Source organism: Priestia sp. MDV22-iso46 (assembly GCF_058629175.1).
On record NZ_JBZVWT010000007.1, the window covers coordinates 15,267 to 30,242 of the forward strand.

At 38.1% G+C, this 14,976-nt stretch carries 13 protein-coding genes, 1 pseudogene and 1 riboswitch; of the genes and pseudogenes, 7 read left to right on the top strand and 7 right to left on the bottom strand.

What is annotated here, in order from left to right; genetic code table 11:
* The first annotated feature begins 123 nt into the window (after positions 1-123).
* Positions 124-1,104 carry a metal-dependent hydrolase gene (locus AC4NPH_RS24340; RefSeq protein WP_029324552.1) on the top strand — a complete coding sequence of 327 codons (981 nt, stop codon included), beginning with the start codon at positions 124-126 and terminating at the stop codon, positions 1,102-1,104.
* A 63-nt stretch (positions 1,105-1,167) separates the two neighbouring features.
* On the opposite strand, the gene AC4NPH_RS24345 is transcribed toward AC4NPH_RS24340, so the two are convergent.
* Positions 1,168-1,437, bottom strand: a complete 270-nt coding sequence (locus tag AC4NPH_RS24345) for a YfhJ family protein (RefSeq protein ID WP_013055156.1) — start codon at positions 1,435-1,437, stop codon at positions 1,168-1,170.
* A 135-nt stretch (positions 1,438-1,572) separates the two neighbouring features.
* Here AC4NPH_RS24345 and AC4NPH_RS24350 point away from each other — a divergent pair, with 135 nt between their 5' ends.
* Positions 1,573-1,728 carry a small, acid-soluble spore protein K gene (locus AC4NPH_RS24350; protein WP_013055155.1) on the top strand — a complete coding sequence of 52 codons (156 nt, stop codon included), beginning with the start codon at positions 1,573-1,575 and terminating at the stop codon, positions 1,726-1,728.
* Positions 1,729-1,806: 78 nt separating this feature from the next.
* On the opposite strand, the gene AC4NPH_RS24355 is transcribed toward AC4NPH_RS24350, so the two are convergent.
* Entirely contained in the window at positions 1,807-2,121 is a 315-nt protein-coding gene (locus tag AC4NPH_RS24355; protein ID WP_013055154.1) for a YfhH family protein, read from the bottom strand.
* 82 nt (positions 2,122-2,203) lie between these two features.
* Between AC4NPH_RS24355 and AC4NPH_RS24360 the strand changes: the two genes are divergently transcribed.
* Positions 2,204-2,857 carry an SDR family NAD(P)-dependent oxidoreductase gene (locus AC4NPH_RS24360; RefSeq protein ID WP_013055153.1) on the top strand — a complete coding sequence of 218 codons (654 nt, stop codon included), beginning with the start codon at positions 2,204-2,206 and terminating at the stop codon, positions 2,855-2,857.
* A 290-nt stretch (positions 2,858-3,147) separates the two neighbouring features.
* Here AC4NPH_RS24360 and recX read toward each other — a convergent pair whose 3' ends face one another.
* The gene (gene recX / locus AC4NPH_RS24365) at positions 3,148-3,957 is read right to left on the bottom strand and encodes a recombination regulator RecX (protein WP_013055152.1); all 810 of its coding nucleotides are present in this window, start codon (positions 3,955-3,957) and stop codon (positions 3,148-3,150) included.
* Positions 3,958-4,053: 96 nt separating this feature from the next.
* Between recX and AC4NPH_RS24370 the strand changes: the two genes are divergently transcribed.
* The 4 genes from AC4NPH_RS24370 (at position 4,054) to AC4NPH_RS24385 (ending at position 7,179) form a co-directional block, all read left to right on the top strand.
* Complete coding sequence (locus AC4NPH_RS24370) at positions 4,054-4,956, top strand: TIGR01777 family oxidoreductase (protein WP_013055151.1); 903 nt, start codon at positions 4,054-4,056, stop codon at positions 4,954-4,956.
* A gap of 61 nt (positions 4,957-5,017) precedes the next feature.
* Positions 5,018-6,145, top strand: coding sequence for an amidohydrolase (locus AC4NPH_RS24375; protein WP_097813112.1), 1,128 nt, complete (start codon positions 5,018-5,020; stop codon positions 6,143-6,145).
* Between the two features lie 255 nt (positions 6,146-6,400).
* Positions 6,401-6,961 carry a GNAT family N-acetyltransferase gene (locus tag AC4NPH_RS24380; protein ID WP_013055149.1) on the top strand — a complete coding sequence of 187 codons (561 nt, stop codon included), beginning with the start codon at positions 6,401-6,403 and terminating at the stop codon, positions 6,959-6,961.
* Between the two features lie 101 nt (positions 6,962-7,062).
* Entirely contained in the window at positions 7,063-7,179 is a 117-nt protein-coding gene (locus AC4NPH_RS24385) for a YfhE family protein (RefSeq protein ID WP_013055148.1), read from the top strand.
* A gap of 424 nt (positions 7,180-7,603) precedes the next feature.
* On the opposite strand, the gene AC4NPH_RS24390 is transcribed toward AC4NPH_RS24385, so the two are convergent.
* The 4 genes and pseudogenes from AC4NPH_RS24390 to rlmD form a co-directional block, all read right to left on the bottom strand.
* Entirely contained in the window at positions 7,604-9,745 is a 2,142-nt protein-coding gene (locus tag AC4NPH_RS24390; protein ID WP_161515464.1) for a PAS domain-containing sensor histidine kinase, read from the bottom strand.
* Between the two features lie 332 nt (positions 9,746-10,077).
* Complete coding sequence (locus AC4NPH_RS24395; RefSeq protein ID WP_013055146.1) at positions 10,078-11,430, bottom strand: amino acid permease; 1,353 nt, start codon at positions 11,428-11,430, stop codon at positions 10,078-10,080.
* Positions 11,431-11,589: 159 nt separating this feature from the next.
* Positions 11,590-11,670, bottom strand: a riboswitch (glycine riboswitch).
* 199 nt (positions 11,671-11,869) lie between these two features.
* A pseudogene (locus AC4NPH_RS24400) lies at positions 11,870-13,220 on the bottom strand (FAD-binding oxidoreductase).
* A 340-nt stretch (positions 13,221-13,560) separates the two neighbouring features.
* Positions 13,561-14,946: a 23S rRNA (uracil(1939)-C(5))-methyltransferase RlmD gene (rlmD, locus tag AC4NPH_RS24405; protein ID WP_328251282.1), complete on the bottom strand. Its 1,386-nt coding sequence runs from the start codon at positions 14,944-14,946 to the stop codon at positions 13,561-13,563.
* Positions 14,947-14,976 lie beyond the last annotated feature (30 nt).

Below are 14,976 nucleotides of genomic sequence, written 5' to 3' on the forward strand. Positions count from 1 at the left end.
ATAATGAATAAAAACAGCTAATTTGCTGCGTTAGTAATAAAGCGAGATTTTTCGCCCTAAATCCAGCTTCCATGCTGAATTAGGATAATCTAAGATTGTCATTTTACAAAGGAGGAGTTCGCTCTGGATACTGGTACACACATTGCAATGGGAATCGCTTTAGGCGGCCTTGCAACATTAGACCCCACTGTATCTGCGAATACAGCCACACTGGATGCTGTAATGATTGGCGTAATGGCCGGGTCATTAGCACCTGATTTAGACACTGTTTTAAAGCTGCGAAACAATGCACAGTATATCCGCAATCACCGTGGAATTACACATTCTATCCCGGCTGTTATTTTATGGCCTTTGCTTATTGTGCTCATTCTTTCGCTTCTGCTGCCAGGAGCTAACTTGCTGCATCTATGGATGTGGACCTTTGCAGGCGTCATTATTCACGTTTTTGTTGATATCTTTAACGCTTACGGCACGCAAGCTTTACGACCTTTCACAAATAAATGGATTGCGCTTGGCGTAATCAACACGTTTGATTACGTGATTTTTTCAGCTCACGTCCTTGCGATTATCATTTGGTTTGCTGGAGCAGAGCCGGGACCAACATTCATTACGCTGTATGTGCTATTGGCGTTTTACTATGGACTGCGCTTTTATATGCGCCACCAGATCGCCAAGAAGCTTCGAAAACAGTTTCCTGATGTAATCAAGCTCAATATCTCTCCTACAATGCGTTTCACTCACTGGCATTTAGCTGTGACGACCGAAAAGTATTTTCACGTAGGAAGAGCAATCGGAGAAGAAATTTTTATTTATGATACGTTTGATAAAGTTCCAATCCCTGAATCCGCTGTAATTGAAGTAGCGAAAAAAGATGAAAATTTATCTGCTTTTCTTTCATTTTCACCTATTTATAGATGGGAACTGGACGAATATAACGACCATATTGAAGTGCGCTTTATTGATTTACGCTACCGCAGCAAGGATTACTATCCATTTGTAGCCGTGGTCCAGCTTGATTACGATTTAAATATTATTTGCTCGTACACAGGTTGGATTTTCAGTGAGAAAAAATTGCGTAAAAAGCTTGATTACCTCCCGCACTAATCATAACAAGAACAAATATGAAACCCAAAAACGAACCGTCTTGAGAAGACGGTTCGTTTTTATTTAATGTTTTAAATAGTCATCGTTATTTAATAAATGCTGATATTTAGGGTTTTTAACCGCGATTTCATGAAGTTTGTCACCGTAGCTGTTGATATACATCGTAACAACCTTTTCCGTCGCTTCTTTACCTTTATAATCATATCCTGCTTTTGCGTAAGATGACTCAAAATCTTCCCAGAAAAGTTCAACCCACGTGCGAGCTTGAGCGTATGAGAGCGAACTGTTTTTATTTAATAGCTGATTCGTTAATCTTTCAAATATATCGTTCATAAGAACACCTCGATTACCAAAATTCTTTATGAGTATGTTTGCACTTTTAACTTACACTATAAATGCGGAGTTATTCACTCCCTCATGTACTATATCATAACCGCAACGCTTTCTGTTGTAAAAGGAGAGGTATCGATGCGCAATAAAGCAAAAGATTTTCCAAACCAACATCATACTAAGTTTGAAGGCGAACCTCGAGCAAAAGCTGAGTACGCTTCAAAACGTGCAAATGGAACTATTAACACGCATCCTCAAGAACGTATGCATGCTTCTAATGAGCGCGAAGAATAACCGCTTGCTTTACGTTTAAAAATAGAGTGAATATAGAAATCAAACAAGCAGCACACTTCGTGCTGCTTGTTTATCCCTTTATTTTTTCAACATGGAAATAGGCAATGCCTCTTCGTTTTGCGGTGAGCCAAGCCTAAATCCCCACGCAAAAACTCCGTTCATATAATCAATTTTAAAATATGAACCCGGATCTCCTTGAATTTCATATACTTCCCCTGCTTTAAACGTTTCGGGATCCAATAAATACGACCTAGCCATTGTTACCTTTCTTTCTAATACTGCATACTCATTGACCATGCCAAGCTGTTCAGCTTTTCGTGCTTTTTCTTGAAGAGACCCAATTTCTTGTTGAAGTTCATACGTCGTCATATCGCTGTAACGTTTTTCAGACATGCTGTTTTCCCCCTTGTTTGCTTTCATTTTATTATAACAAAAGGTATAACTAAAGGGAGACTATGAAAAGGGAGTTTTGGGAATGAAAACAGTGCTAATCACGGGCGGTGCGACGGGTCTTGGAAAAGAACTCGCTAAATTTTACGCAAAAGACTACAACGTCATTCTAGCTGGACGCAATCAATATAAATTAAAAGAAGCGCAGCATGAGCTAGGAGACAACGTATATACGATGTCTGTAGATATTACAAAGTATGAAGAAGTAGGAAAATCTGTAGAAAAACTGCTGGTGCAGCATTCAGTAGATATCCTTATCAACAATGCAGGCATTGGACATTTTGGTCCTTTGACCGATTATACAAAACAAGCCATCGATGAAGTCATCGATACAAATGTAAAAGGAACTATTTTTTTAACACAAGCGCTTATGCCTCATCTCTTGACGAGACCTGAACCTAAAGTTATGAATATCATTTCAACTGCAGGACTTCGCGGGAAAGCTAATGAAAGCGTCTATGTGGCAAGTAAGTTTGGCGTAAGGGGATTTACAGAAAGTTTAAAAGTGGAATACAAAGATACCAGCCTTCATGTGATTGCAGCTTACATGGGAGGCATGAATACCCCTTTTTGGGATCACAACAACCACATTAAAGATAAAAGCCGATTGCGCTCGGCTTCAGAAATTGCTGAGATTATTTATAAACAGCAGAATGACTCAGAAGATATTTTGTTTTAAAAAAGAGTGAAACATACCTACATCAATCTAATCTAAAGATAAACAAATTGTATAAATGATCTTATAGGAATTGCTTGTGACACAGCGGTTGATTTCCGTGCAGGACTTCTCCCTTTCCGGGGACGGCAGGAGTCTTCGTCTTGCCCTCCAATCAACTGCTAGAAGCAACTAAACATATGAAGTTTACGTTTACCATCACACTGAAAAAATCCGAACGAGTTGGATTCTCCATCAAGAATCTCGATTCATCGTTCGGATTTCCCTTCAACTAACATACTTTTTTCCCGCCTTTATTCCTCTTCAATAGAATCTAGAAATGATTGAATTTGGTCAATAGAGAATCCTTTTCTATAAAGAGCCTGCTTCATTTTTTGCTGATATTCCCAGCCTTCATACTTTGAAAAACGACGATGAACTTTCATTCCTTGGTATTGCAGAGCTTCCCATGCTTCATCGCTTTCTTTTTCTGTATTCGTGCGCTGAAATGCTTCTTGAATAATAGAAAATGAATAGCCCTTCACTGCCAATGCTTGTTCCATTTTTTGTTTCATCATTACTTGAGATAATTTTTTATATTTCCCTTTTAACTTTTCAATTAATTTCACAGCAGTTTGAATTTGCTGTTCTTCAGGGTATTCACATAAACTAAGGGTAATAATGGAATCAGAAATTCCCTTTTCTTTTAATTCTCTTTGAATCACATTTGGTCCTTTTGATGTCGTGTTCATTTGAGTTAACACGAATGCTTTTGCAAACTCTTCATCATTTAAATAACGGTGGCTGACTAATTTCTGAATAACTTGTTGAATAATAGTAGAGTTAATTTCTTTTTTCTTTAAATAATCATGTACCTCTTTTTCAGAGCGCATTCGATAAGATAAGTAAGTGATCGCTAAATTATAAGCTTTTTTCTCATCATCTGCGTACTGAATTTCCGTTAATTCAAATTCATCAAGCTCACGACCTTTTTTCAAGTCATATTTGATGAGGACATTTTCGTCAACACCAAAGCCAAACTCTTCACCTTTACCGTAATCTAAATACACATTATAACGTTCACCGCTATTCTTTTGCGTTGTGATTTTTGTGACAACAGGCATAACCTTCACCTCATATTTCTTATTAAATTGATGGCTGAAGAACCGCCAAACGTATCATACACATTTTTATTTATCTCAATAAAGGAGGAAATTCGTATGAAAATTGTTATTGCTGGAGGAACTGGATTCGTAGGTAAAGCTTTAACAAAACATTTTTTAACACAAAAACATTATGTATATATTTTAACACGCAATGCAGATAAAGCTGCAAGAGATCCGAAACTTAAATATGTAGAGTGGATGCAAGAAAACAGCCAACCTGAAGAGCATGTAGAAGGAGCAGACGTTTTTATCAATTTAGCTGGCGTTTCACTTAACAGCGGCCGCTGGACGGACGAGCGCAAAAAAGCCATTGTGGAAAGTCGCCTTTCTTCTACTCAAGAAATCCTTCGTATTATGGCTGCCTTACCCGAAAAACCGTCCCTTTATGTAAACGCAAGCGCAGTTGGTTATTACGGGACATCAACTACAGAAACGTTCACAGAAGCTTCTCCATCCATGGGCACAGATTTTTTAGCTGAAACAGTAAAAAAGTGGGAAAACGAAGCGTTAAAAGCGATGGAACTAAATATTCGTACTGTTTTAACAAGGTTCGGCGTTATATTAGGCAAAGATGGCGGGGCACTCCCTTCTACTGCCCTTCCTTATAAATTATTTGCAGGAGGAACAGTTGGTTCGGGAGAGCAGTGGATGTCTTGGGTGCATCTTCAAGACGTCGTCAAAATTATTGATTATTGTATTCATACCGAACAAATAGAAGGACCTGTTAACGTAACTGCCCCAAACCCTGTTCAAATGAAAGAGTTTGGAAAGACGATTGGCAAAGTGTTAAATCGCCCTCACTGGATGCCCGTACCTAGCTTTGGCCTTCAGCTGCTGATGGGAGAAATGAGTATGATTATTTTGAAAGGACAGCGTGTTTTACCTGAAAAATTGATTCAACAGAATTACATTTTTACATATACTGTATTAGAAGATGCATTGCGAGATTTACTCTAGTTATTTTCTGATATTTACCTAAAACAGGTGACTAAGCTGCCGATAGATAGGAGCATCCTTTATGAAAACCATTCTCTTGAAAAATGCAACGCTCTATCCTATTACGTTAAAACCTATTTATAATAGTGATGTGCTCATTCAAGATGGAAAAATTGTTTTAATTGGGCCAAACTTGCAGCCTCCTCTTCAAGTAGAAGTCATTGACTGCAAACAGCGCTACTTATTCCCTGGATTTATTGATGTTCATACACATCTAGGACTATATGATGAAGGAACCGGCTGGGCGGGAAATGATGCTAACGAAACAATCGAGCCTATGACTCCCCATATCCGAGCTTTTGACAGCGTACATCCTTTAGATCCTGGGTTTAAAGATGCCATTGAAGCGGGTATTACGTCTGTACACATTATGCCTGGAAGTGCAAATGTGATCGGAGGTACAACGTCCGTTATTAAAACAGCCGGAACAAGTATTTCTCAAATGTTGATTCAAGAGACAGCTGGACTTAAGATTGCGCTAGGAGAAAATCCAAAACGAATCCACAGCCATGGCAATAAAGAATCCATTACACGAATGGGCATTATGGGGATGCTGAGAGAAGCCTTTTATCATGCAAAAAGCAGTGACAATAAAGATGATTTGCGAATCAAACCGCTCATTCAAGCACTGAATAGAGAGATTCCCGTTCGAATTCATGCTCACCGAGCCGATGATATTCTATCAGCTCTGCGCTTAGCAGATGAATTTAATTTAGACGTTCGTATTGAACACTGTACAGAAGGTCACTTAATTGCTAAAGAGCTAAGTGGAAGAAACTTAAAAGTAAGCGTGGGACCAACTTTAACACGCCGCTCAAAGGTTGAATTGAAAAATAAAACGTGGAAAACCTATCAAGCTCTCTGCAATGAAGGAGTAGAAGTTTCCATTACAACAGACCACCCTTATACGCCCATTCAGTACTTAAATATTTGTGCATCCATTGCCGTACGTGAAGGACTCGAAGAACAAAAAGCATTAGAAGGCATCACGATTGCTGCTGCTCGAAATCTCCGTATTGATCAGCGAATCGGCAGTATCGAAGCAGGAAAAGACGCTGATTTAGTGCTATGGAGCCATCATCCCTTTCACTACTTAGCAAAGCCCCTTTTCACCATGATAGATGGTAAAATATTATTTAAAAAAAATTAACATTTTACCTATTTTCTTTTTTTATTTTTTTTAGTATGATACGTTTAGAAGCATGTGAATTTCACAAAAGCATAAACATCACACGTTGACTTTTTATGTTTGTTGACTTGTAATGGGAAGGCAAATGGTGCGCCACCAGGTAACTGGTTCTAGTGGGTTCGATTCCCACCCCGAAATTTTTTTAATTATTAAAAAATTTCGAGGGTGGGGACTTGATTGGAGTCTGTATATACCCTCGATCAGGAGGGAAAAGTTATGTTAAAAAAACGTGACCTAAATGACTGTCAATCTCTATACGAACTCATGGTACATCCTGATGTCTTCCCTTTTGTTCGTCATAAAGCCCATTCCTATGAAGAATTTTTATTTGTGACTAAACAAACGATGGAAGCAGAAGATCATGGAGAAATTATTTCTCGCACGATTTTAGACGAATGGGGTAACCCTATCGGCACCATTAATTTATTTGATGTACAGGACCAAGCTGGTTTTTTAGGCACTTGGCTTGGCAAACCGTTTCATGGAAAAGGATATAATCAAATTGCAAAAGAAGCGTTCTTTAATGAACTGTTCTTTGAGTTAAATATAGAGCGAATTTTTATGCGAATTCGCAAAATTAATATTAGGTCTATTAAGGCTGCAGAAAAACTGCCTTATGCAGTACTTGCGAATGAAACACACAAAGCTTTATACGATGAAATTAATCAACATGAAGACGTATATGATTTATACGAAATTCCAAAAGACTTATATACATTATACTACTTGCGTCACGAGCAAGACGTTCAAGAAGATCACCAGCTTAAAGAAGCGTAAGAGTCTCTCCGTGTAACGGAGAGCTTTTTTTATGATTAAAAACGAGAGATTCTGGAAAAAATAAGTAGCATGATCGAAAAACGTTAATTGGAGGTTTTTTTATGTCTGAAAAAAAACGAAAAGAAAACGCAAAAAATACGTTAAGTAGCGCTCAAGAAATCTATTACGGCCGCGAGTTTAAAAAAGCAGACCGTGCAGGCGGCTACACGAAAAAATAAGTGAGGCAAAACATCTCTATCCAACGCTTGATCATCCCAACGTCCTTTCTGTACAGTTTGTATCGGAAGGACGTTTTTATATTATGTAAAAATAATAACACGAAGATTTCAAGCGTATGATTTACGTTTTTTTAACACTCTACTATATCCACAAAGTTTACCCACAATTATGTGGATAATGTGCATAACTTTATTGGATATGCATATTACCGCTTTCATAACTTGAAATAACAGTGGGTAATTTTTATGTAAATTTTCTGAAAAAATGTGAATAGTGTGGATAAAGTTGTGAATATCCTATATAATTCAGCAGTTAACTTCTTGTTAACCTGTGGATATCTTCTTTAGCACTTTCATTTATTTTAGTACCATCAACGCTTTTGATATATTATAAGTATAATAATAAAAAGTAGGGGAAGTTCCCCTACTTTTTTATGATTGGAAACAATATATCCACACTTGTTCCTTTATCTAACTGACTAGAAAACGTCATCTGCGCGTGGTGAGCTTTAATAATCCGATAGCTGACCATCAGTCCTAAACCTGTACCTTTTTCTTTTGTACTATAAAAAGGCTCACCTATCTTCGCTAACCGTTCAGGAGGAATACCCTGTCCTTCATCAGCTAGCTGCAGCCAAAGGTGGTTTTCTTTTATTTTAATCGTAATATGAATAGCTCCTCCTTCAGGCATTGCTTCGATAGAATTTTTAATAATATTAATAAATACTTGTTTTAACTGATTTTTATCTCCATACACCTTTGGTAACTGGTCGTCTCTTTCAAATATGAAAGCTACTTCCTTTTCTACTGCTTCAGGTTCAAGAAGTGAGCACACTTCTTGAACAAGCGCTTGCATGTTCAAAGATTCAACCTTCATTACCTGAGGTTTTCCTAACATCAAAAATTCTTCTACGATTCCATTCATTCGTTCTAATTCAGTTTCCATGATATCTATATACAAAGCATCTTTAGGATTTTGTTCTTTTAATAAGTGAACAAAACCTTTTAAAGAAGTTAAAGGATTTTTGATTTCATGAGCCACTCCAGCTGCAAGTTCTCCTACCACGGCAAGCTTCTCAGAAGTTCTAAGCTTCTCTTCTGCCTTTTTACGCTCCGTAATATCTGTCGATACGCACAGCATTTGAATCACTTCCTGTTTTTCATTCATAATAGGAAGTTTTGCTGTTTCGACCCAGCGCCGGTTTCCTTTCGAATCTTTAAACTGTTCTTCTAATACCATCCCTTTTTGGGTACAGTTTGAAAACTCCCCTTTATATAAAAGATCTGATTGAAGGTTGAACTGATATTTATCAATCGATTGTCCAATTAAGTCATCAGATTTTTCACCTAAGAGCATCGCAAAAGATTCATTAACGAGAATGAATTCCCTTTTTTGATTGATAGCATAAATATAGCTTGGATTAATGTCAATAACTTGTCTTAAAAACGTTTTTTGTTCCTGCAGCTGATTTTCTTTTTGCTGTAAATTTGCTTTAGAATGGCGTATATAGCTAATCATTTCATTAAACTGTTTAGATAAAATACCGATTTCGCCCCGCTCAATTTCTCGTTCCGGAATTTTTTGATTAAAATTCCCGCGCGCTACTTGTCCCGCCAATTCATATAGTTTATGAATTGGATTCACAATTTGCCTTGCATATAACGCAGTAAAAAAAGAAAGCAGTAAAATCGTAACGCCTGAAACGATCCAAAGCGTTTTTTCAAACATTTCATAAGGCCTGTAAATTTCTTCAACGGGTAATTCAGCGACAATTCCCCAATCCAAAACAGGAATATATTCGAAAGACGCAAAGAAATACTTACCTTCGGTGTTCACAACCCGCTGATATCCTGATTTATGATTCATCGTTTTCTGAACGATTTCATTTTTCTTAGCATTTTCACCGATTCTCTGTTTCTCTGGGTGGGAAATAATTCTACCATTGCGGTCTACAATAAATGTATAGCCGTTCTCTCCTATATCAAACGTTTGAAAGATGGATTGAAAACTTTTATTTTCTTCAATTCGCAGCGCTAAATTTACAACCTTTTTTACATTTTGCTGCCCATCCAAAATAGGAATCGCCATCACCACAATGTAGTGCTTTGTATCTGCTGAAACGACATCGCTTAAATATATTTTTTTGGTTCGCAGCGCTTCCTGAAAATATTTTCTTTTACTTAAGTTCACATGTTTCATATTCTTTAAATCATTCGGGTAATAATGCTCAACATACCCTTTTACATTAAAAATGGTTCCGCTATCGATATACGGTGAAATATTAACTATTTTCTGCAATTCTTCGTCTATTTCTTGTTCATCATCCGATAAAAAAATAGGATCTTGCTGTACCTCGTCGCCCAGGCTCCAAATATCTTTAATGACGACGTTAATTTGCTCTTTCATTCTCTTGACGGTTTTATCAGTTACCTGTCTATATTGATCTTGAGAAATATTAGGCAGCATCACTCTTGAAACAATAAACATTAGCGTCAGTACGGTACAAATAAGAAGCACATTAATCGTGAAGATTTTCCAAAACGTATGAGATTTAAACCATTTCATGTTTGTTCACCTTAATCTAATGAAGTCTACCTCCATTGTACTGCAAAATGAAAACTTTTCCATATAAATGACGGAATTCCATCTTTAGACACAGAAGAAAAGCAATTTGTTCTACATTCCTATCAGAAAACTATGAGCTTTCTCACTGTGTTTTCTGTTAGAACAAATTTTTAGTTTTCTTCTATAAACTTTGCTTCCTGCATTTTATTCATGCAGTAGAAATCAATTATTTATCCTCCACTAAAAAGACCTCATCACGGAGTGATGAGGTCAGAAATTTACTATATTCTTTTATAAAAAATCATGTTTATTCCCTGCTGATTTTCTAGCCTTTAAAGATTTATTTTCTTTTTCCTTCTAGTCCAGTAAAAAATAAATAAGAGAATAAACCAAACGGGCGTCAACAATAAGGCTGGGCGCGTCGCGTCAGAAAACAGCATAATAACAAGAATCACCGCAAACAAAGCTAGCACAACATAGTTTATAAATGGTGTTAACGGTGCTTTGAATGCTGATGCTGCATGCAGCTGCGGACGCGTCTTTTTATACCTTAGATGGCAAATAAGAATGATACTCCACACCCAAATAAAACAAATAGCGCTAATGGTCGTGACGATGCCGAAAGCTTGGTCTGGTATAAGTTTGCTTAAAAGAGCTCCCGCTGAGATGACCAGCGTAGATACAAACAATCCGTTGCTTGGTACGTGGTTTTTGTTCAGTTTTGCAAACTTAGATGGCCCTTGGTCATTTTTACTTAAATTATATAAGATACGGCTTGTTGAAAACATTCCGCTATTACAAGCAGAAGCGGCTGAAGTTAATACAACAAAATTAATAATTCCAGCAGCAAGCGGAATTCCGACTAAACTAAAGGTTTTAACAAATGGGCTTTCTGCTGCATTTAATTCCATCCACGGGTTAATAAATAAAAGGACGATAAGTGCCCCAACATAGAAAAATAAGATTCGCAGCGGAATTTTATTAATGGCCGATGGAATATTTTTTTGGGGATTTGATGTTTCTGCTGCCGATACCCCTACCAATTCAACCCCGACGTATGCGAATATAACCATTTGGAATGAAAGTAAGAAACCTGAAACCCCATTTGGAAACAGTCCTCCGTGATTCCAAATGTTTTGAACAGTAACGGATCCCGCGTCTGTTTTAAATCCCATTACCAGCAAAATAACGCCAATAATAATTAATGCAAGAATCGTAATAACCTTTATTAAAGCAAACCAAAACTCTAATTCTCCAAATAATTTTACGGTTAATAAGTTAAGACCTAATAAAATGATTACACAAATAAGTGCGGGAATCCACTGAGGAATATTGAACCAATATTTCACATATACGCCAACTGCAATCACATCAGCCATAGCTGTCATAATCCAGCAAAACCAGTAGGTCCATCCCGTTACAAATGACGCCCACGGTCCAAGATACTCTTCAGCAATATCTGTTAACGATTGATAACCTGCTTTAGACAGCAGTAGTTCTCCTAGCGCTCTCATCACAAAGAAAAGCGCAATACCAACAATTAAATAAGCAAAGATGATAGAGGGACCTGCAAGCTGTATTGCTTTACCAGAACCTAAAAACAAGCCCGTACCAATGGTTCCCCCAATCGCGATTAGCTGAACATGACGATTGGATAAATCCCTCTTTAATTCTCGTTGTTCCAACTCTAACTCCTCCTAACAATAAAACCTTTGATGCGATCGTGCGGACTACAAATAAAGTCCAATAAAAAAAAGAGATTGGATGCGCTCCAATCTCATGGTCATAAGAATAACAAATATTAAGGTACATGCTACCAATTAGTAACATGCCAAATAAATATCCGGTACTCTTCTGTCCTTTTGCCTGAGATTGTGAACCCTTCGGCGTCGCGAAACTATCGCGATCTCTCCAGAAGCTGCTCCTGCTATAGTGTGATCCATAGCAATCATAGCTTTCTACGTATTAATTTTTTCAATCAATAGAATGACTGTCGAATAGTTGTTTATTCTAATACCAGTTAGATGCTTTGTCAACAGGAAAGATTACTTTCATTTATTTACCTTCTTCGACAGAAGGTAATTGAACAGTTTCAATCGTCAACTTAGTATCCTTTTCCTCGCGCTACCTGAGTCCTTGCGGGAACCTGAACACATTAAACGGATCATACTTTTTGTTCACTCTTTCTAATCTCTCTGCGTTGTCTCCAAAATACTCACGTTCGTAGTTTCTCAGGTTGCTGATAGGAAAATTCACATAGGAACCTACCGTAATACTTTTAATATATTCAAATCGCTTGCGAAGCCAATCTCTGTTTGCTCTTGCAAATACATCTTCTGTCCAGACAGACTGAAACCCCATAATATATCTGGCGTTTCTGTAGAAAAAAGCCGTTTCTCTTTTACCAACACGGCGAATTTCTCCTCCTAGTGCATAAAAAGAAATCGCATCATACACGGAACCTTCTGCCGGACGCTGTATGAGATCTGCAAGATTTTCAAGCTCACCACGTGAATAGCTTCTGTGCACAAATCTTCCCGTTGACTTAAATTTTTCAGACGGAGGATAGGTTGCTTCTATTTTTTTTACCGCTTCAAGAAAAGATAATGATTCCAGCTCTACTTGAAACCCTTCTACTTCTGCAAAAGGCTGCAAAATCTCCCGAGCTCTTTCTGGGGAGCCGTAAAAGAATCCGTTTGCAAATATGCCTAACCCTTCTCCTCCTGCATTATAAAATGCTTGCAACTAGCGTCATACGTTTGTCCAGTTTGGGCAGCCAGTTTTGCCATATATTCATCACTTGTGCCTGCTTCTCCTTTGTAGTACCTACATAAAAGAATCGAACGAGCGTCACAGAGCTGTTCGTGGGCTTTGGAAGCTGAAACGTCATGCTTACCACAACGCCAAAGTTACCGCCACCGGCACCGCGGCATGCCCAAAAAAGATCCGCGTTACACGATTTGTTTGCCTTAATGAGCCTTCCTTCATAATTGACTAATTCTAGCTCTATCAAGCTGTCGCACCCTAACCCGTAAAGTCTGCTCGAAAGTCCCCAGCCTCCACCAAGTGTAAAGCCAGATACCCCAACAGTCGGACACGTTCCTCCTGGAAACACATATCCGTTCGAACCGATGAAATCATACACTTCCGTATTTTCCTCTCCTGCTTTCATCTTTAAAATGTTCCGTTTCCTATCCAATTTCAACCCATTTAATCGACTAATATCAATGACTAATACACAGTCACCCGTAGAATACCCTTCATAATGATGACCGCCAGATCGAATGCGAATATCAACACGATGCTTGCGCGCCCAGCGGATCGCATTCACAACATCCTGCTTTTTTTCACAGTATACAATCACAAGCGGAAATTTATTAACAGCACGATTCCATCCCTGACGAGCTTCCTCATAAATTGGGGCTTTTGGCGTTACCACTTCGCCCGTAAGCCCTTTTAAAAACATTGAGTCCATTTTGACCTCTGCCACCTCTGTACATACTTTTTATTAGATTTATTACTATAGTATTATCAATGTGGTTAAAGGTTTGGGTTTTGGGATAGAATTTGCGTTTATTATTTGTATAAAATACGTCATTATAGTTTGTTTTAAAAGCATTAACTCTCTTATGTAATTTCTCTTTAGCGATGTAAAACTTTCTAAATCTAGACTTTATGGGAATTTCGATTCACTATACTAAAATATTTTCTACTCTAAAAGAACAGATGTTTAATTTTAACAATTTCCCCATTAATAAAAGTACAGCTCAAAGAAAAAAGAGCAGAATCAAATCTGCCCTTTACTCTTTTTCTATTCATTTCTTTAACGTCAAACTTACCACATTCTCCACATGCGCCGTATGAGGGAACATATCAACAGGCTGAATGTAATCAACATGATAAGCCTTCGACAGCTGCTGCACATCTTTCGCTAATGTGGATGGATTACAAGAAACGTAAACCACTTTCTTTGACTTCACTTGTAAAATCGTTTTTAGAAGCTTGTCATCACAGCCTGTTCGCGGCGGGTCAACGACGATTACGTCTGGCTTCCAGCCTTCTTTTACCCACTTCGGCATCCACTTTTCAGCTGGACCCGTCACATATGTGGCATGCTCAAATCCATGATCTTTGGCATTTTTTCTCGCGTCTACAATCGATTCTTCAATCGTATCCATTCCGCGAATTTCTTTAGCATCTTTAGCAAGCCATAAGCCAATTGTACCTACTCCGCAGTAAGCATCTACAATTTTTTCATTGCCTGTTAGCGCAGCTGCTTTTTTTACTTCATCATATAGCTTCACTGTTTGAAGAGGGTTCAACTGGAAAAATGCACGCGCTGAAAGTTCGAACGAGATATCTCCTAACGTTTCTTGAATCACCGACTTTCCAGCGAGTGTAAACGTTTCGTCTCCAAAAATAAGCGATGTTTTTTGGCCGTTTACGTTTTGTACGAGCGATTTCACTTCCGGTAGGCGGCGCTGAATTTCTTTAATGAGCAGCTCTTTTTTCGGAATTTCTTGTTTAGCCGTGATCAAGACAATTTGCACTTCACCCGTTTCAAATCCTACTCGAGATACGATGGTACGTACAATACCACGGCGTTTGCGTTCATTGTAGATAGGAATTTGAAGTTCTTGTAAAATTCGTTTTATTTCTTTTGTCACGTGATTCGTGGCTCCATGCTGAATAGGACAGTTTTCAATGTCAATCAGTCGATGAGAATTCAGTCCATACAAACCAGCGATGACTTTTTGTTTATCTACACCTACTTGGAACTGTGATTTATTACGATAGCCCCAAGGATCTTCCATGCCAATTGTTTGGCGTGTTTTTTCCTCTACTTTTTTTAATGAACTGTGACGTTCGAACGCTTGCAGAACAATATCGCGCTTAGATTCTAGCTGACCTTCATAGGATAAGTGCTGAAGCTGACAGCCTCCGCACTGTTCATAAATAGGACAGGGCGCATCTACGCGATGAGGAGATTTTTTGCGAATTCGCTTGATTTTCCCTTCCGCAAACTTATGCTGGACATTTGTTGCTTCTACAACCACTTCTTCATTTGGTAATGCTCCTGGTACAAAGACGACTTGGCGCTTAAAATATCCTACGCCTTCTCCATTAATACCGAGTCTTTTTATCGTTAACGGAAACGTTTGTCCTTTTTGAACTTTCATTTCAGTTTTTGGTTTATTCATGAGACCAACTCCGATTAGTTTAAATTCTTT

What these genes read in the sequence shown, in the direction of transcription:
- AC4NPH_RS24390 (WP_161515464.1), bottom strand. Translation starts at nt 9,745, where the DNA reads ATGAAATGGTTTAAATCTCATACGTTTTGGAAAATCTTCACGATTAAT.
- AC4NPH_RS24380 (WP_013055149.1), top strand. Translation starts at nt 6,401, where the DNA reads ATGTTAAAAAAACGTGACCTAAATGACTGTCAATCTCTATACGAACTC.
- AC4NPH_RS24355 (WP_013055154.1), bottom strand. Translation starts at nt 2,121, where the DNA reads ATGTCTGAAAAACGTTACAGCGATATGACGACGTATGAACTTCAACAA.
- recX (WP_013055152.1), bottom strand. Translation starts at nt 3,957, where the DNA reads ATGCCTGTTGTCACAAAAATCACAACGCAAAAGAATAGCGGTGAACGT.
- AC4NPH_RS24345 (WP_013055156.1), bottom strand. Translation starts at nt 1,437, where the DNA reads ATGAACGATATATTTGAAAGATTAACGAATCAGCTATTAAATAAAAAC.
- AC4NPH_RS24360 (WP_013055153.1), top strand. Translation starts at nt 2,204, where the DNA reads ATGAAAACAGTGCTAATCACGGGCGGTGCGACGGGTCTTGGAAAAGAA.
- AC4NPH_RS24350 (WP_013055155.1), top strand. Translation starts at nt 1,573, where the DNA reads ATGCGCAATAAAGCAAAAGATTTTCCAAACCAACATCATACTAAGTTT.
- rlmD (WP_328251282.1), bottom strand. Translation starts at nt 14,946, where the DNA reads ATGAATAAACCAAAAACTGAAATGAAAGTTCAAAAAGGACAAACGTTT.
- AC4NPH_RS24375 (WP_097813112.1), top strand. Translation starts at nt 5,018, where the DNA reads ATGAAAACCATTCTCTTGAAAAATGCAACGCTCTATCCTATTACGTTA.
- AC4NPH_RS24385 (WP_013055148.1), top strand. Translation starts at nt 7,063, where the DNA reads ATGTCTGAAAAAAAACGAAAAGAAAACGCAAAAAATACGTTAAGTAGC.
- AC4NPH_RS24370 (WP_013055151.1), top strand. Translation starts at nt 4,054, where the DNA reads ATGAAAATTGTTATTGCTGGAGGAACTGGATTCGTAGGTAAAGCTTTA.